Raw genomic sequence first — 18,017 nt, 5'->3', positions numbered from 1 at the left:
AGAGCTGTGGCGGGCGGTATTTTCATGCCCAAGACCGTGCCAATCGACGCTCATCCTCGCGTCTCCGTGTGCCCAGTATGGCCAAGAGCAAAAAGAACTCTCCCCGTCACCCTTGCGTCATTGTTAAGGCAGAAGGAGAGGGGAGAGCAGTGAATTCTAGGGCGGCTTAGCTCTGCGGGGCGTCGCTTGCGGCAGCGTCGCCAGATCCGGCGTTGGCTGCGGTCTCGGAGCCAAGCTTGGCCATCTCTTCGGCGGCAGAAACCATGGCGTCCTGGCCGCGGATGACGCCATCCACGGCGGACTTCAGGGCAGCCTGCAGCTGCTCATCGGTCATGCCGGCGGCGGCAGGGATATCGCGCTCGGTGCGCACCACGAGCATGTCATCGTGCTCCGAGATAACTGCGCGGGCGCCGAAGGCGACGGAGTTGATCTGGTTAGCCGCGAGGAAGAGGCCGGCGTCGGCCTTGGAATAGGCGGCGTCGGTAGGCACATCGCAACGGACAATAACCACGGAATCAAGAACCGCGAACATAGTGGGCAGGCCGTTGAGATTGGCGGTAGCTGCCTCAATATCGCTGTCCATCTTGGTCAATTCGATATCGAAGCTGCGCATGGCCTCGACAACGCGGTCAAGGGTAATCTCCGGCAGGTTGTTTTCGGTAGAGGCATTAGTCATGGTTGTGCTCCTCCCAAGTCACGAGCTGTGGGTAGTGTTCTTCCACGAAGGCGAAGGACTGCAGCATAGAATCCAGCGTGGACATCACGAAGGCGCCGATCTGATTGCGGGACAAACCGTGGGCAATGTTGATCTCGCGCACGCCCGAGACGGCGAGGTTATTCTCGGCAGCTTCAAAGAAGCGCAGGGTCGGCGCGAAGTGCTGCTGGTTCCACTGGTTGAGCACCATCAGCAGGCTTGGGCCCTCAGAAGACGGCACGTTGCCGCGCCAGACGGAATCCGCCACGAGCACATCATCGCGCACCTGCATGGCGATGGCGACATTGGAGAAACCAGTGCGCAGGATCTGCACGTTCTCTTCCTCGCTCACTGGCTGCTCTTCGAGGCGGTATTCCAGGTTCTCAGATGCAAAGATCTCGCCGATGCGCTCGAGAGTTACGGGCTCTACCGGCGTATCGGGATACAGGGTTGGTTCTTCAGACACTTAAGTAGTCTCAATCCATGTACTAATCGGGGATAAAGGTCAACCTTTGCCAGTTTACCTAAGTTCCCATCCAGTTAGTGGGACTGCCATAGACGCTCGCCGCCAAGTTCGTGCGCGAGAGCAGTATCGATCGTGGGGTAGCGGAAAGTATGCCCGATGTTGTGTAGAACCGTAGGGCTTACGCGTTGTTGCGCCAAGGCCAACTCTTGGGCGCCTTCCTTGCCCAGCAAGATTGCGGGACCGAAGGGTGGAACGGGAAGCAATGCCGGACGGTGTAGCTCAGAGCCAAGGGCTTTGACGAAGTCCTTGTTGAGCACCGGGTTAGGCGAGGCCGCATTGACCGGGCGTTCCAGCGAATCGTCCACGATGGCGCGGAAGTAGGCATCCGTCAGATCATCGAGGGCGACCCAGCTGAACCAGAACTCACCGTCGCCGAAGGGGCCGCCTAGGCCGGTGGAGAAGAGGGCGCGCAGCAGCGGCAGGAGGCCGGAACCGCCTGACATGGCGATGCCGGTACGGATATTGACCACGCGGGTGCCCGCGGCGCGGGCGGGCTCGCAGGCGCGCTCCCAGTCGACTACCACGTCTGCCAGGAAGCCCTCGCCAGGTGCGGAGTCCTCGGTGAGGACCTCATCGCCGCGGTCGGATCCGTAGTAGCCCACGGCAGAGGCGCAAACCATGGTGTGGACGGAATCCGTGGTGCCCGCAAGACGGGCTAGGCGCTCGGTGGGGCCAACGCGGGAGTCGCGGATGGCGGCCTTGTGCTCGTCATTAAAGCGGCCGAAGATGGGCTCGCCTGCCAGGTGGACGAGGACGTCGACCCCGCGCAGGAGGTCGGGATCGGGATCCTCTGGCCGCCAGGTGCGCTGGCCCGTGGAAGCCGTGCCGCGCACGAGCTGGATCACCGTGTGTCCGGCGGTGCGCAGTTGTGCGGTAAGCGCTGTACCCACGCTGCCGCGGGAGCCGGTCATGGCGATGGTTAGTGGTTGGGTGTTCAAGGAGGCGTCGGCAAGCCGCTGGAGAAAGGAAAAATCCTCAATGAGCTGGTGCTGCCGATAAGCAAAGACCGATTCCAGCGCCGCCGAAGGGATGCGGGTGGTGACTTCATCGCGAACGAGCGTGCCGTCCGGGTGATCCGCAAAGGTGTGATGGTGTTGCCATGCGGCGAATTTGCGAATGGGGGAGTTTACGCACACATCGGTGAACTCATAGCCCTCGCGGTACTGGGAAAGCTTATGCTGCGCGGTCCAGCGCAGGCCGCCCGGAAGGCCCAGGATGGAGGTGCCATCGCCCAGGCTCTCTGCCTGCTGGATGGGCTTCATGAAGGCAAAGGGCGCGTTCAGGCGGGTTAAAGCGCCTTGGCGGGTATGCCATTGCCAGACCTGCTCGCGAGGGGCGGGTACTATGTGTTCGGCGGAAAAACTCACTGTGTGAAGTGCCTCCTTCTTTTCGCCCTCACCCAAATGGTGGGGAAGGTGCTAGAGTATTTTGTGTCTAAGAGCATAGACATTTTTGAGACCATCAACCGGCATCCTTTAAAGACCGCACCGTGAGGCGGGGAAGGAGGTCACGATGAGTGGAACTGACGCTACCGCGAACAAGCTAGAGCTTTTAAGCTCCGATGATGTTTCGCGTACCGTTGCACGCATCGCGCACCAGATCATTGAAAAAACGGCGCTCGATTCCGCGGACGCACCGCGGGTCATTCTGCTTGGCATTCCCTCTGGTGGCGTGCCACTTGCACAGCGCCTAGCGCACAAGATTGAAGAATTTTCCGGGGTCGCAGTCCCGTGGGGCTCCCTCGATATCACCCTCTATCGCGATGACCTGCTTGGTAAGCCGCATCGCGCGCTACAACCCACGACCATCCCCACCGGTGGCATCGATAACGCCACCGTTATTTTGGTCGACGATGTGCTGTATTCCGGCCGCACTATCCGCGCCGCCTTGGACGCGTTGAGTGACGTGGGCCGTCCGGACATTATTCAGCTGGCCGTCTTGGTAGATCGCGGCCACCGCGAGGTTCCTATCCGCGCCGATTATGTGGGAAAGAATCTGCCCACCGCGCGAGAAGAAGACGTCAGCGTATACAACAGCGAGATTGACGGCCGGGATGCGGTCGTATTGACCCGAGCCGCCGCAACTACTAAAGGAACCGGCTCCGAAACGGGGGAGGCATAACCATGAAGCACCTCATCGATATGGCAGAGCTGGACCGAAGCGAAATTATCGGTCTAATGGATGAAGCAGATCGCTTCCGCGAGGCCCTCGAAGGCCGTGAGGTAAAGAAGCTGCCGACCCTGCGGGGCCGGACCATCTATACCCTCTTTTATGAAAACTCCACCCGCACCCGCTCTTCCTTTGAAACGGCCGGCAAGTGGATGTCCGCGGACGTCATTAACCTATCCGCCTCCTCCTCCTCGGTAAAGAAGGGCGAGTCCCTGAAGGATACCGGTCTTACCTTGGCCGCCATCGGCGCCGATGCGATCATCATGCGCCACCCTTCCTCTGGGGCGCCGCAGCAGCTGGCCCAGTGGGTTGCGCCTAATGGCAAAGGACCTTCGGTGATCAACGCGGGCGACGGCGCGCATCAGCACCCAACGCAGGCGCTTCTCGACGCCGTCACGATGCGCCAGCGCCTGGGACTGCACAGCGACGAAGGCTTTGCCGGCCTGAAGGTCAAGATTGTGGGCGATTGCCTGCACTCGCGCGTCGTGCGCTCCAACGTAGATCTGCTCACCACTCTTGGTGCTGAGGTAACCCTCGTGGGCCCAGCCACCCTCATGCCCTTTGGGGTTGAGAATTGGCCAGTGCGGGTGTCCTATGACTTTGATGCGGAAATCGCAGACGCCGACGTCATCATGATGCTGCGCGTCCAGCAAGAGCGCATGAATGGCGGCTTCTTCCCCTCCCACCGCGAGTACGCCAACCTCTTTGGCCTGTCCAAGGATCGCGCGGCGGCCATGCACAAGGACGCCATCGTCATGCACCCCGGCCCGATGCTGCGCGGCATGGAGATTAACTACGGCGTCGCAGATTTGGACAAAACTGCGGTCCTACAGCAGGTACACAACGGTGTGCACGCCCGCATGGCGGTGCTGTTTACCCTGCTGACCAATGGCGAAAACGCCGGCATTTAAAACCGCGACCCACACTCAACTTTAGGGAGAGACAATGACTACTTACCCGGAAACCGGTCGCCTTTCCGCGCCGGCGGAATCCCCACTGGTGATTAAGAATGTGCGCCTGTACGGCGAAGGCGAGCCCACCGATGTCGTGGTCAAGGACGGCATCATCGCTACCATCGGCGCTACGGCAGAAGCCGAGGATGCACAGGTCATCGACGGCCAGGGCAACGTGCTCTTGCCAGGTCTGGTGGATATGCACGTGCACCTGCGCGAGCCCGGTCGCGAGGATACCGAGACCATCGAGACCGGCTCCAAGGCTGCCGCCAAGGGCGGTTTCACCGCCGTGTTCACCATGGCTAATACCAACCCTGTGACCGACCAGCCGATCATCGCTGAGTCCGTATGGGCCAAGTCCCAAGCACTGGCGCTGTGCGATGTCCATCCGGTGGGCTCCATTACCAAGGGCTTGGAAGGAAAGACCCTCACCGAGTTCGGCATGATGGCCCGCTCGGACGCCAAGGTCCGCATGTTCTCCGATGACGGCAAGTGCGTCCAGGATCCGCAGCTAATGCGTCGTGCTTTGGAATACGCCAAGGGCATGGACGTGCTGCTGGCGCAGCACGCCGAGGACGACCGCATGACCGGCGGTGCCTCCGCCCATGAAGGCGAGACCGCGGCCAAGCTAGGCCTGCGCGGCTGGCCGCGCGTGGCGGAGGAATCCATCGTGGCTCGCGACGCCTTATTGGCGCGCGACTACGGCAACCGCGTGCACATTTGCCACGCCTCGACGCAGGGCACCGTGGAGCTGCTGAAGTGGGCAAAGGAGCAGGATATTCCTCTCACCGCCGAGGTAACCCCGCACCACCTATTGATGACCGATGACAAGCTGCGCACCTACGATGGCCTCTTCCGCGTCAACCCGCCGCTGCGCGAACAGCGCGATACCGAGGCCCTGCGCGAGGCGCTGCTTAACGGCACCATTGACTGCGTTGCCACCGACCACGCCCCGCACGGCTCCGAAGACAAGTGCGTGGAATTTGAAAATGCCCGCCCTGGCATGTTGGGACTGGAATCTTCCCTGGCCGTCATCGCCAAGATCTTCGTCGAAACCGGCCTGGCCGATTGGCGCTTTGTCGCCCGTGTGATGTCCGAACGCCCCGCAGAAATCACCCGCCTGCCGGGCCATGGCCGCCCGATCGCAGAGGGCGAGCCAGCTAACTTGACCATTGTGGACCCAGACCACCACTGGGTTTCTGATTCCGCCAAGCTGGCCTCCAAGTCCGAAAACAACCCGTACGCTGGCGAAGAATTTGGCGCCCGCGTTACCCACACCATTTTGCGAGGTGCCGTCACTTTTGACTTGGCAGCCTCCGAAGAAGACTAACCTTGCACACTGAGACCACCTATATGGCAGAGAAAGGCCACGACGTGACTGATAGAACCCCAGCAATCCTCGTTCTCGCGGACGGGCGCACCTTCCGCGGTTATGGCTTTGGCGCCACCGGCACCACCTTGGGCGAGGCCGTATTCACCACGGCGATGACCGGCTACCAGGAGACCATGACGGACCCGTCTTACCACCGCCAGATCGTGGTTTCCGCAGCGCCGCACATTGGCAATACCGGTTGGAACGACGAGGACAATGAGTCCCACGGCAACCACATCTGGGTTGCGGGCCTCGTCATCCGCGACCTCGCGCAGCGCGTATCCAACTGGCGCGCAGAGCGCAGCCTGAGCGAAGAGATGGAAAAGCAGGGTGTCATTGGCATCCGCGGCATTGATACCCGCACCTTGGTTCGCCACCTGCGCAACTACGGCTCCATTGCTGCCGGCCTGTTCTCCGGCGAAGATGCAAAGCGCCCGGTCGAGGAGTTGCTCAAGGAAGTTAAGTCCCAGGACTCTATGGAAGGCGCCGATCTCGCTGCGGAGGTATCTACCGACGAGCCGTACACGGTTGAGGCCGTAGGGGAGAAGAAGTACACCGTCGTTGCCTTCGACATGGGCGTTAAAACCGCAACCCCGCGCCACTTTTCCCAGCGCGGCATCGAAACCGTCGTCGTGCCCGCAAATACCTCTTTTGACAAGGTGAAGTCCTATAACCCGGATGGCGTCTTCGTCTCCAACGGCCCGGGCGACCCGGCTACCGCCGACGAAATGGTGGGCATCATCAAGCAGGTGCTCGAAGCCAAGATTCCGTTCTTCGGCATCTGCTTTGGCAACCAGCTCCTGGGCCGCGCGCTGGGCCTGGACACCTACAAGATGAAGTTCGGCCACCGTGGCATCAACGTGCCGGTGCGCAATAACGTGACCGGCAAGATCGACATCACCTCCCAGAACCACGGTTTCGCGCTGAAGGCGCCGGAAGGCTATGACCTCAACAGCGACGACGCCGAGTTCGCCACCGACTTCGGCCCAGCGCAGGTCACTCACATCTGCCTGAATGACGACACTGTAGAGGGCGTGGCATTGCGCAACGGCATGGCCTACTCCGTGCAGTACCACCCAGAATCCGCGGCGGGCCCGCACGATGCCAACCCGCTTTTTGATCAGTTTGAAGAACTGATGGCTAACCACACCCCAAATAAGTAGACAACCAGGAAAAGGAAGAATAACTATGCCAAAGCGCAACGACATCAACCACGTCCTGGTCATCGGCTCCGGCCCGATCGTCATCGGCCAGGCTTGCGAGTTCGACTACTCCGGTACCCAGGCCTGCCGCGTTCTCAAGGAGGAGGGCCTGCGCGTAACGCTGGTCAACTCCAACCCGGCCACCATCATGACCGACCCTGAGTTTGCGGACCACACCTACGTGGAGCCCATTGAGCCGGAATACATCGAAAAGATTCTGGTCAAGGAGCGCGAAGAGGGACACCCCATCGACGCCGTGCTGGCTACCCTGGGCGGCCAGACCGCGCTGAACGCTGCAGTTCAGCTTGACCGCCAAGGAATTCTGGACAAGTACGGCATCGAGCTCATCGGCGCCGATATTGACGCCATCGAGCGCGGCGAGGACCGCCAGAAGTTCAAGGACATCGTCGCCTCCATCGGCGGCGAGTCCGCCCGCTCCGCTGTGTGCCACAACATGGATGAGGTCCACGAGACCGTCGACAAGCTCGGCCTGCCCGTCGTTGTCCGTCCTTCCTTCACCATGGGTGGTTTGGGCTCCGGTCTGGCCTTCAATAATGAGGACCTGGACCGCATCGCCGGCGGCGGCTTGGCTGCATCCCCTGAGGCCAACGTGCTCATTGAGGAATCCATCCTGGGCTGGAAGGAATACGAGCTCGAGCTTATGCGCGATGGCGATGACAACGTCGTGGTCGTTGCCTCCATCGAAAACGTCGATGCCCTGGGCGTGCACACCGGCGATTCCGTCACCGTCGCCCCGGCGTTGACGCTTACTGACCGTGAGTTCCAGAAGATGCGTGACTTGGGCATTGCCATCATCCGCGAGGTCGGCGTCGATACTGGCGGCTGTAATATCCAGTTCGCGGTCAACCCGGACGACGGCCGCATCATCGTCATCGAGATGAACCCGCGCGTGTCCCGTTCCTCCGCGCTGGCATCCAAGGCCACCGGTTTCCCGATTGCTAAGCTAGCCGCCAAGCTCGCCATTGGCTACACCTTGGACGAGGTGCAAAACGACATCACCGGCGAGACCAAGGCGGCCTTCGAGCCGACCCTGGACTACGTCATTGTCAAGGCCCCACGCTTTGCTTTTGAGAAGTTCCCGGGTGCCGATGACACCTTGACTACCACCATGAAGTCTGTGGGCGAGGCCATGGGCATCGGCCGTAACTACATCGCGGGCCTGAACAAGGTCATGCGTTCTTTGGAAAACAAGCCCAATGGCTTCTGGACCAAGCCGGATGAGTACTTTGCGGGCGAGCGTGCTACTGACCTGCAGGCCGTGCTCAAGGATCTGGAGCGCCCGACCGAGGGCCGCATGTACGACATTGAGCTGGCTCTTCGCCTTGGCGCTTCTGTAGACGAGGTCCACGAGGCTTCCGGCGTTGACCCCTGGTTCATCGCTGAGTTGGCCACGTTGGTGGCCTTCCGCCAGGAGCTTATCGACGCCCCAGTGCTCACCGAGGAGCTGCTGCGCGAGGCCAAGGTCTTTGGGCTTTCCGACGCTCAGATTGCCGCCCTTCGCCCCGAATTCAACGGCGAGGATGGCGTACGCAGTCTGCGCTGGCGCATGGGTGTTCGCCCCGTGTACAAGACCGTAGATACCTGTGCCGGTGAGTTCGAGGCCCAGACCCCGTACCACTACAGCTCCTATGAGCTTGACCCGGATGCCGAGACCGAGGTTCGCCCGGCACCGGAAGGCTCCAAGGGCAAGGTCATCATTTTGGGCTCCGGCCCTAACCGCATCGGTCAAGGCATCGAGTTTGACTACTCCTGCGTTCACGCGGCCCTTGAGCTTTCGGAGCAGGGCTACGAGACCGTCATGGTCAACTGCAACCCGGAGACCGTCTCCACCGACTACGACACCGCAGACCGCCTCTACTTCGAGCCGCTGACCTTCGAGGACGTCATGGAGGTCTACCACGCGGAGGCCGCTTCCGGTGACGTTGCTGGTGTGATTGTCCAGCTGGGTGGCCAGACTCCGCTGGGCCTCGCTGCCCGCCTGGAGGAGGCAGGCGTTCCGGTTGTGGGCACCAGCCCTGCAGCAATCGATTCCGCCGAGGACCGCGGCGAATTCGGCAAGGTCCTCGATGAGGCAGAATTGGCAGCTCCGGAGTACGGCACCGCCACCTCCTTCGCGGAGGCCCGCGAGGTTGCTTCCTCCATCGGTTACCCAGTACTGGTTCGTCCGTCCTACGTGCTGGGCGGCCGCGGTATGGAAATCGTCTATGACGAAAAGGCGCTGGAAGACTACATCGAGCGTGCCACCGAGCTGTCTCCGGACCACCCGGTTCTGGTGGACCGCTTCCTGGATTCCGCCATCGAGATTGACGTTGACGCTTTGTGCGACGGCAACGAGGTCTACCTGGGCGGCGTCATGGAGCACATTGAGGAGGCCGGCATTCACTCCGGTGACTCCTCCTGTGCACTGCCACCGATGACGCTCGGACCCGAGGACATTGAAAAGGTCCGCACGTCTACCCGCTTGCTCGCCGAGGGCATTGGCGTCAAGGGCCTGATGAACGTCCAGTTCGCCTTGAAGGATGACATCCTCTACGTCATTGAGGCCAACCCACGTGCTTCCCGTACCGTGCCGTTCGTCTCCAAGGCCACTGGCGTACCGCTGGCTAAGGCAGCCTCTCGCGTCATGATGGGCTCGAGCATCGCGGATCTGCGTGCCGAAGGCATGATTCCTTCCGAATACGACGGTGGTTCTTTGCCGCTGGAGCACCCGATTGCCGTCAAGGAAGCAGTCTTGCCATTCAACCGCTTCCGCCGTCCCGATGGCAGCCTGCTCGATACTCTGCTCTCGCCAGAGATGAAGTCCACCGGTGAGGTCATGGGCTTGGCTACCAACTTTGGCGCGGCCTATGCCAAGGGCGAAATCGCGGCCTTTGCCGTACCACCCACGGAGGGTACCGTCTTCGTTTCTGTTGCCAACCGCGACAAGCGCACCCTGATCTTCCCGATTCAGCGCCTGGCCAACATGGGCTACAACATCGTCGCTACCGCCGGCACCGCCCAGATGCTGCGCCGCAACGGTATCGAGTGCGAGGTTGCCGCCAAGGTCTCTGAGGCCAAGGAAGGCGAAGAGTCCATCGTGGATAAGATTTTCAACGGCGAGATCGACTGGATTCTCAATACCCCGGCCGGCTCCGCCGGTGCCCGCCACGACGGCTACGATATCCGCGCCGCCGCCGTGCACATGGAAATCCCGCTGGTGACCACCGTGCAGGGTGTAACCGCGGCTGTCCAGGGCATCGAAGCGATGCGCATTGGCAACCTGCAGGTACGCGCACTCCAGGAGCTTGAGCATGGCCCACAGCACTAAAGGATTTGGCGAGCGCCTAGAAGAAGCCGGCCAGGAACGCGGGCGCCTGTGCGTTGGCATCGACCCCCATCCGTATCTCTTGGACAAGTGGGGGCTGGAGCCCACCGCTGACGGTCTGCGGACCTTTAGCCTGCGCTGCGTTGAAGCCTTTAGCGATACCGCCGCCTTGGTAAAGCCACAGGTTGCTTTCTTTGAGCGCTTTGGCTCCCAGGGCTTTGCGGTCCTCGAAGACGTCTTGGCTGCCCTGCGGGAAGCGGGGTGCCTGACTGTTGCCGATGCCAAGCGCGGCGATATTGGCTCCACCATGGCCGGCTACGCAGACGCATGGCTCGGCGATAGCTCGCTGCTGCGCGCGGACTCTGTGACCGTGTCGCCCTATCTAGGCGTTGGCGCCCTGGGGCCGGTATTCACCAAGGCTGAAGAAACTGGCCGCGGTGTATTCGTCCTGGCGGCTACATCCAATCCGGAGGCGCGTGCCATCCAGTCGGTCCCGGTGGGCGAGGAGAGCACTATCGCCCAGGGCGTCGTCGATGAGTGCGCCGCGTTCAATGTCGAGGCGCACAAGGCGGGCAAGCCTGGCGATGTCGGCGTAGTCGTCGGCGCTACGTTGGACAATCCGCCGCGCCTCGATGCGCTCAATGGCCCAGTTCTTCTGCCCGGTGTTGGCGCCCAGGGCGCCGGCCCAGAGCAGGTGCACGGCATTGTTTCTGCTCGACCATCGCTGGGATTCGCCAATGTGTCCCGAGCAGTGCTGGAGCAAGGTCCTGACATCGCTGACCTGCGCAAAGCAGTTGCTCAGGTGGCAGCGGAGTTCCGGGACTAAAAGGGGCGGCGTGGCTGATTAACAGCCGCGCCGTTTACCTGGTACTTTGTTTAAGGTATGTGCGGTGACGTGCTAAAATAGGCGTGCTTTTGGACCCGCTAATCGTCACCGTTCAATGAGCAGTGCTAGGATTACCAGAAGTCGGTTTGCTCGAAGGTTATTAATAACTTTCCGCGGTGTATTAACTGCGTTAGGCAACCGTAATCTGGTACCAAGTACTAGACGTAACAGAATCAATCTAATGAATCGGAGGAAACCCGTGGCCCTTCCAAAGTTGACTGATGAGCAGCGCAAGGAAGCTCTCGCAAAGGCCGCTGAGGCCCGCAAGGCTCGCGCCGAGCTCAAGGCTGCGCTCAAGCGCGGCGAGACCGACCTGAAGGACGTGCTCGAAAAGGCTGAGACCGATGAGATCATCGGCAAGACCAAGGTTTCTGCACTCCTCGAGGCTCTGCCGAAGGTTGGCAAGGTCAAGGCTAAGGAAATCATGGAGGATCTGGAGATTGCTCAGACCCGCCGTCTGCGCGGCCTGGGTGAGCGTCAGCGTCGTGCTCTCCTCGAGCGTTTCGGTTACGGCGAATAGTCACAACCATGGCTGACGCAACTGCACGCGGGCGCCTCGTCGTTCTGGCGGGGCCTTCCGCAGTGGGAAAATCCACCGTAGTTTCGCGTCTGCGCAGTGACGTCGAGGGGCTGTACTTCAGCGTGTCTATGACCACGCGCCAGCCCCGCCCCGGGGAGCAGGACGGTGTCGATTATTTCTTCGTCACCCCAGAAACCTTCCAGGAGCGAATTGATGCCGGGGAGATGCTCGAATGGGCTGATATCCACGGCGGATTGCAGCGCTCTGGAACGCCCGCCCAGCCGGTAGAGGAAGCTTTGGCCGCTGGCCGCCCGGTACTCGTTGAGGTGGATCTCGCGGGTGCCCGGAGTGTTAAGAAAGCGCTGCCGGAGGCAGACCTGGTCTTTTTGGCGCCCCCGTCATGGGAGGTACTTGTGGAGCGGCTCACCGGCCGCGGTACCGAGCCGCAAGACGTCATTGACCGTAGGTTGCAAACTGCGCATGAGGAACTAGCCGCACAGGACGAGTTCGATCACGTCGTTGTGAACGAGGATCTGGACGAGGCAGTATCTGCCATTAGTGATATCCTGCGGGCATAGACCTCCTTTTTGACCATCTTCAATCAATGTAAAGGTGCATGTGACTAACGTGACCACCCCTTCTAACACTGAAGCCGCAAAGGCGGAACCAGTATTTGATGATCCGATCGGCATTACTGATCCCCCGATCGATGAGCTTTTGGACAAGGTTTCCTCTAAGTACGCTTTGGTCATCTTTGCCGCTAAGCGCGCACGTCAGATCAATAGCTACTACCAAGAGCAGGATGAAGGTGTCTTCGAGTTCGTAGGCCCGCTGGTTACCCCAGAGCCAGGCGAAAAGCCTTTGTCCATCGCATTGCGCGAGATTGATGCTGGCCTGCTTGACCACGAGGAAGGCAAGTAGCTAGCACTAAGCGTGTAATAGCTTTAAGGCTCCACGCGCCGCCACGGATGTGCATCCCCGAATTGGGGTGCACCTCTTGGTCGCGGCGGGTGGGGCCTTTCTCTATGTCGGCAGGTACCATCGTGCGGTGTGACTGATAAAGATACCTCTCGCAATATTGTTCTGGGCGTCGCTGGCGGCATCGCCGCTTACAAGGCGTGCCACCTCGTGCGCAATCTCAAGGAAGCGGGCGATGACGTCCGCGTTGTCCCGACGGAAAGTGCACTGAACTTCGTGGGCGCGGCTACGTTTGAGGCCCTATCCGGCCATCCCGTCTCCACGAGCGTGTTTGAGGCCGTGGATGAGGTGCAGCACGTCAACGTAGGACAGCGTGCGGATGCAGTGGTCATTGCGCCCGCCACCGCAGACCTTATCGCGCGCTTGGCTGCAGGCCGGGCAGACGATCTGCTCACGGCCACCGTATTGGTCGCGACGTGCCCGGTAATTGTGGCCCCAGCTATGCATACTGAAATGTGGCATAACCCCGCTACGCAGGACAACGTGGCTACTTTGCGACGTCGCGGTATCACCGTCATCGAGCCCGCCCACGGCCGCCTTACCGGCAAGGATTCTGGCCCAGGTCGTTTGCCGGAGCCGGAACAGATTGCGGAGATTGTCCGCACTGAACTGGCGGGCTACCGAGTGCAGCACACCTGGCAGGGCAAGAAGGTTGTCATATCAGCCGGCGGCACCCAGGAAGAGCTGGATCCGGTCCGCTACTTGGGTAATCGTTCTTCCGGCAGGCAGGGATTTGCACTCGCGGAATGGGCCGCCCAGATGGGGTCCAAGGTCACCCTCGTGGCGGGTAATACAGCACAACTTCCTGTGCCGAGCGGCGCGGAGCTCCGGCACATTGTCTCCACCCGTGAGTTGGAGGACGCCATGCGCGAGGAGTCCCGCGATGCGGATGTGGTGATCATGGCCGCTGCAGTCTCTGACTTCCGTCCCGCGCAGGTTGCCGAATCAAAGATGAAGAAGGGACAGGCAGACGATGCACTCTCGACGCTCCATCTGGTGGAAAACCCGGATGTGCTCAAAGGGCTCGTCGCTGCGCGCGAGCGCTCGGAAATTCCTGCCGAGTGCGTGATTGTAGGGTTCGCCGCCGAAACTGGCGATGCCCAGAAGTCCGCCTTGGACTATGCCCAGGAAAAGTTTGCGCGTAAGGGCTGCGACGTGCTCATGGCCAATGAGGTCGGGCGCGGAAAGACCTTTGGCCAAAAGTCCAATGAGGGGTGGATTTTGCGTCCGGGTTCCGCGCCGCAACGCGTGGAGCATGGCTCGAAGCAGGTTGTTGCCGCTCAGATTCTTTCGGCCGTGAATGAAATGTTTCACGGGTAGACAACTAAAATTGCGTTTATAGACCGCTTGGTCTAGGCTTGCGAGGTATTAGGCTTGGGCGTAGAAAACCCACAGCATCGAATCAACAGTGAGAACGAAGGAAGTTTTTGTGACTGATAACGCTGCAGTGGCAACTCGTCTTTTTACCAGCGAGTCCGTGACGGAAGGCCATCCCGATAAGATTTGTGACGCCATTTCTGACGCCATCCTTGATGCCCTGCTGGAAAAGGATCCAGCATCCCGCGTCGCCGTTGAGACGTTGGTAACCACCGGCCAAGTCCACGTGGTGGGCGAGGTTCGCACCGAGGCATACGTGGAAATTCCGGCGCTGGTGCGGGAGACCCTTAAGTCCATCGGCTTTACTTCTTCGGAAGTCGGCTTTGATGGCAACACCTGTGGCGTGAACATCGCCATCGGCGAGCAGTCCCAGGAAATTGGCGCCGGAGTGGACAACTCCACTGAAGCCCGCGCCCATGACGAGGACTATGACGCCGAAAACGATACCGCTGGTGCAGGCGACCAGGGTCTGATGTTCGGCTATGCCTCCAATGAGACCGCTGAGTACATGCCACTGCCCATCGCTTTGGCGCACCGCCTGTCCCGCCGCCTGACGCAGGTACGCAAGGAAGGCATCGTCGACCACCTCCGTCCGGATGGCAAGACCCAGGTGACCTTTGCCTACACCGACGACAATGAGCCTTCCCACCTGGATACCGTGGTGATTTCCACGCAGCACGATGCCGAAGTTGATAGCGCTTGGTTGGAAGGTCCCTTGCGCAGTGAGGTCCTTGAATGGGTTATCAAGGACGCCGGCTTGGAGAAGTACTACACCGAAGACACGACCTTGTTGGTCAACCCGTCCGGTTCCTTCATCCTTGGTGGACCGATGGGCGATGCCGGACTTACCGGACGCAAGATCATCGTCGATACCTACGGCGGCATGGCTCGCCACGGCGGCGGCGCGTTCTCTGGCAAGGACCCGAGCAAGGTGGACCGTTCCGCTGCTTATGCCATGCGCTGGGTGGCTAAGAATATCGTCGCCGCGGGCTTGGCAGATCGCGCTGAAGTCCAGGTGGCTTATGCAATCGGCCGCGCCAAGCCGGTGGGTCTGTACGTGGAGACCTTCGGTACCGCCAAGGAAGGCCTGAGCGATGCGAATATCCAGGCTGCGGTGAATCAGGTATTTGACCTGCGCCCGGCCGCTATCATTCGCGAGCTCGACCTATTGCGCCCCATCTATGCGCAAACTGCGGCCTACGGTCACTTTGGCCGCACCGACGTTGAGCTGCCGTGGGAGCAGTTGAACCGAGTGGAAGCATTGCGTGCTGCCGCTGGTCTGTAGAATCGAGGCCTATGCCTAAGAAAACACCCGCCACCCGGAAGCCGGTTGCGCGGGTGTTGCCTCTTTTAGGTGTCGCGCACCTAGACCGCGGATTTGATTACCTCGTAGAAGAGGCAGACTCGGAAGAAATCCAACCGGGGATTAAGGTGCGCATCCGCTTCAACGGGCGCTTGGTGGACGCGATTGTCTTAGAACGCCGGCATGATTCTGAATTTGGCGGCAACCTGCGCTTTATCGAGCGCATCATCTCACCCTTCCAGGTTTATCCGCCGCAGCTGGCCCGGCTTGTCGACGCCCTGGCAGACCGCTACGGCGGCGTGCGCTCAGACATTATCCGCTCCGCTATCCCGCCGCGGCACGCCAAGGCGGAAGAATCCGACCTAGAAACCCCGTGGGAGGAGCTCGGCACCACGAGCGAGCCCGACCTATCAGGATGGTCGGCCTATCAACATGGTGAGGCTTTCGTCGATTCGATTCTGGCCGGCAAGCTCGCCCGTGCCGCCTGGCAAATCGCCCCGGGCGATGATTGGGCACATGCGCTGGCTGCCCTCGCTGCCAAAGTGGCGCTTGGCGGAGGAGGAGTTCTCCTCGTCGCCCCGGACCAGAAGAGCGTTGATGCTGTAGAGGCCGCGCTGCGACAGGTACTTGGGGCAAAGCAGATAACGGTGCTGACTAATAGCATGGGCCCGCAGGCGCGCTACCGCCGTTATCTCTCCGCGCTAGTGGGCCAAGCGCGCGTGGTCATTGGTACCAGGTCCGCTGCCTTTGCCCCAGTCAAAGACCTGCAACTGGCGGTGATCCTCGATGATGGCAATGATAATTTGGTCGACAACCTCAAGCCCTATGTCCATGCGAGGGAAGTACTCACCACCCGCTCAGCCTTCGAAGGCTGCAGCATGGTTTTGGCCAACCATTCACGGACGGCGGAGACACAGCTCCTCGTGGAATCAGGATGGGCGCACGACGTGGTGGCCAAAGACCAAACCATAACGGCGCGTTGCCCGGCTATCGAGGCGGTGGGGTCGTTCGGTCTGTCTATCGCTCGCGATCTCCAGGGCGGCACCACAAAAGTACAGGCGCAGGCCTTCCAAGCTGCCCACCAGGCGCTGGATAGGGGAGAGCCGGTGCTGGTGCAGGTACCGCGCAAGGGCTATGCGCCCATTTTGGCCTGCGGCCAGTGCCGAGCGCCGGCTCGCTGCCGGCATTGCAATGGGCCGTTGGGGCTGCCGCCCAAGGGGGCGTCGGCAAGCGCAGGCTCGGAAGAAGCAGGAATGCCTACGTGCCGCTGGTGTGGTCGCATTGAGGCACGGCATCGGTGCACCGAATGCGGGTCCCCGCGCCTGCGAGCCATCGTGTTGGGCTCGGAGCGCACTGCGGAAGAAATGGGCCGGGCCTTTCCCAATACGCGGGTAGTGGTCTCGGGCGGAAACAAGGTGCTCGATGCAGTGGACAATGCGCCGGCGCTGGTCATTGCCACCCCTGGCGCCGAACCGACAGTAAAAGATGGTGCCTATGGCGCGGCGTTGCTCTTGGATGCCGGTGCGTTGCTCAACCGGCAAGACCTGCGCGCCACGGAGGACACCCTAGCGAAGTGGGCGCAGGCGGCTACCTTGGTGCAGCCGCATTTCAAGGGTGGTCGAGTAATCCTGGCCGCCGATGAGTCGCTCACCGTAGTCCAGCATTTCCTGCGATGGGACATGGTGGGCGCGGCCGCGGCAGAGCTTGCTGCCCGGCGCGAAGTGCGCTTCCCACCCGCGGTGCATTTTGCTGCCATCGACGGTGCGGATGCATCCCTAGATGGCTTTGCCGAGCTTGTGGATCTTCCAGACCACGCGGAGGTATTAGGCCCAGTTCCCCTTCCCCCGGGGCAGAGCCTGCCTGGTGACTACGATAGCCAGCGCTTTGGCCCACCGCAGCGGTTGGTCGTGCGCACCCCGCTGGGGCCGCGTTCCCAATTGGGGCGGGCATTGCGCAGCGCCAACGCCGCGCGCAGCGCCCGCAAGGATGACCTGCCTTTGCGCATCGTGGTTGACCCCATCCACGTGGGTTAGCCATATCGGGGCATAGGCGCTCATGCGCTAATCTCGACGGAGGAAGCCGCCACCGCCGGCCGGCTTGGTCACGGTGCCAGGAGAAAGGTGTGATTGCCATGTCCCTTCGAGAGCTGCGTATCTACGGCGACCCAGTCTTGGGCAGCCGCGCGGAGGAAATTAGTAAATTTGATGCAGGTCTGCGCGCTCTGGCGAGCGATATGCTCGAGACCATGGATAACGCCGGGGGAGTAGGCCTCGCGGCTAATCAGGTGGGGATTTTGAAGCGCATCTTTGTCTATGACTGCTCGCATACCCAATCTGGGCTGCGCGGGGCGATTGTTAACCCGGTCTGGACTCCGGTGGGAGAGCAGCAGCAAACAGGTCCGGAAGGATGCCTATCCATTCCGGGAATTAGCGCGGAAACCACGAGGTTCAACCAGGTCTTTGTGTCGGGACAGGATATTGAGGGACGTCCAGTGTCCATGGTGGCCTCAGGACTGATGGCTCGGTGCATCCAGCATGAGACCGATCACCTCGATGGGGTGCTCTTCCTACAACGCTTGGAGGCACCAGTGCGCAAGGAGACCATGCGCGCCATCCGCGAATCCGAGTGGTTTAACGCCTCGTAGCCCACTCGCTGTGGCGGCAGCGTTGCGGCGTTGTAGCCTAGTATTTTGAACGATATTAAGAGGAGAGT

The 18,017-nt window shown here is 61.0% G+C and carries 16 protein-coding genes; 13 read left to right on the top strand and 3 right to left on the bottom strand.

The genetic code is table 11. The features are described 5' to 3' along the window. Positions 1-166: 166 nt before the first annotated feature. From MHK00_RS04145 to MHK00_RS04135, 3 genes are all read right to left on the bottom strand, one after another. Entirely contained in the window at positions 167-676 is a 510-nt protein-coding gene (locus MHK00_RS04145; protein ID WP_250410590.1) for a YbjN domain-containing protein, read from the bottom strand. Continuing rightward, positions 669-1,160 carry a YbjN domain-containing protein gene (locus MHK00_RS04140; protein WP_250410588.1) on the bottom strand — a complete coding sequence of 164 codons (492 nt, stop codon included), beginning with the start codon at positions 1,158-1,160 and terminating at the stop codon, positions 669-671. The genes MHK00_RS04145 and MHK00_RS04140 overlap by 8 nt, the downstream gene beginning before the upstream one ends. Positions 1,161-1,234: 74 nt before the next feature. Next, positions 1,235-2,587: a TIGR01777 family oxidoreductase gene (locus MHK00_RS04135; protein ID WP_250410587.1), complete on the bottom strand. Its 1,353-nt coding sequence runs from the start codon at positions 2,585-2,587 to the stop codon at positions 1,235-1,237. A 145-nt stretch (positions 2,588-2,732) separates the two neighbouring features. Here MHK00_RS04135 and pyrR point away from each other — a divergent pair, with 145 nt between their 5' ends. The 13 genes from pyrR to def all read left to right on the top strand — a co-directional run bounded on the left by pyrR (position 2,733) and on the right by def (position 17,949). After that, complete coding sequence (pyrR, locus tag MHK00_RS04130; protein ID WP_250410585.1) at positions 2,733-3,341, top strand: bifunctional pyr operon transcriptional regulator/uracil phosphoribosyltransferase PyrR; 609 nt, start codon at positions 2,733-2,735, stop codon at positions 3,339-3,341. Positions 3,342-3,343: 2 nt separating this feature from the next. Beyond that, positions 3,344-4,300, top strand: a complete 957-nt coding sequence (locus tag MHK00_RS04125) for an aspartate carbamoyltransferase catalytic subunit (protein ID WP_250410584.1) — start codon at positions 3,344-3,346, stop codon at positions 4,298-4,300. 34 nt (positions 4,301-4,334) lie between these two features. Then, positions 4,335-5,672, top strand: coding sequence for a dihydroorotase (locus MHK00_RS04120; RefSeq protein WP_250410583.1), 1,338 nt, complete (start codon positions 4,335-4,337; stop codon positions 5,670-5,672). A 23-nt stretch (positions 5,673-5,695) separates the two neighbouring features. After that, entirely contained in the window at positions 5,696-6,877 is a 1,182-nt protein-coding gene (gene carA / locus MHK00_RS04115) for a glutamine-hydrolyzing carbamoyl-phosphate synthase small subunit (protein ID WP_250410582.1), read from the top strand. Between the two features lie 25 nt (positions 6,878-6,902). After that, positions 6,903-10,244: a carbamoyl-phosphate synthase large subunit gene (carB, locus tag MHK00_RS04110; protein WP_005324895.1), complete on the top strand. Its 3,342-nt coding sequence runs from the start codon at positions 6,903-6,905 to the stop codon at positions 10,242-10,244. Further along, positions 10,228-11,067, top strand: a complete 840-nt coding sequence (pyrF, locus tag MHK00_RS04105) for an orotidine-5'-phosphate decarboxylase (protein ID WP_005324894.1) — start codon at positions 10,228-10,230, stop codon at positions 11,065-11,067. Before carB ends, pyrF begins: the two co-directional genes overlap by 17 nt. 259 nt (positions 11,068-11,326) lie before the next feature. Continuing rightward, the gene (gene mihF, locus MHK00_RS04100; protein WP_005328460.1) at positions 11,327-11,647 is read left to right on the top strand and encodes an integration host factor, actinobacterial type; all 321 of its coding nucleotides are present in this window, start codon (positions 11,327-11,329) and stop codon (positions 11,645-11,647) included. An 8-nt stretch (positions 11,648-11,655) separates the two neighbouring features. Beyond that, positions 11,656-12,225, top strand: a complete 570-nt coding sequence (gmk, locus tag MHK00_RS04095; protein ID WP_005324892.1) for a guanylate kinase — start codon at positions 11,656-11,658, stop codon at positions 12,223-12,225. A 40-nt stretch (positions 12,226-12,265) separates the two neighbouring features. Beyond that, on the top strand, positions 12,266-12,568 hold the full coding sequence (rpoZ, locus tag MHK00_RS04090; RefSeq protein ID WP_005324891.1) for a DNA-directed RNA polymerase subunit omega: 303 nt from the start codon (positions 12,266-12,268) through the stop codon (positions 12,566-12,568). A 129-nt stretch (positions 12,569-12,697) separates the two neighbouring features. After that, entirely contained in the window at positions 12,698-13,945 is a 1,248-nt protein-coding gene (gene coaBC, locus MHK00_RS04085) for a bifunctional phosphopantothenoylcysteine decarboxylase/phosphopantothenate--cysteine ligase CoaBC (RefSeq protein WP_250410580.1), read from the top strand. A 109-nt stretch (positions 13,946-14,054) separates the two neighbouring features. After that, the gene (metK, locus tag MHK00_RS04080) at positions 14,055-15,287 is read left to right on the top strand and encodes a methionine adenosyltransferase (protein ID WP_250410579.1); all 1,233 of its coding nucleotides are present in this window, start codon (positions 14,055-14,057) and stop codon (positions 15,285-15,287) included. Between the two features lie 11 nt (positions 15,288-15,298). Continuing rightward, positions 15,299-17,338 (top strand): primosomal protein N', encoded by a 2,040-nt coding sequence (locus MHK00_RS04075; protein ID WP_250410577.1) that lies wholly within the window; start codon positions 15,299-15,301, stop codon positions 17,336-17,338. Positions 17,339-17,436: 98 nt separating this feature from the next. After that, positions 17,437-17,949, top strand: coding sequence for a peptide deformylase (def, locus tag MHK00_RS04070; protein WP_250410575.1), 513 nt, complete (start codon positions 17,437-17,439; stop codon positions 17,947-17,949). Positions 17,950-18,017: the final 68 nt, after the last annotated feature.

This window comes from Corynebacterium tuberculostearicum, assembly GCF_022347385.1.
GTDB lineage: Bacteria > Actinomycetota > Actinomycetes > Mycobacteriales > Mycobacteriaceae > Corynebacterium > Corynebacterium tuberculostearicum_M.
Note: the sequence above shows the minus strand (reverse complement) of the source record. Positions and strands in the feature narration are given on the sequence as shown.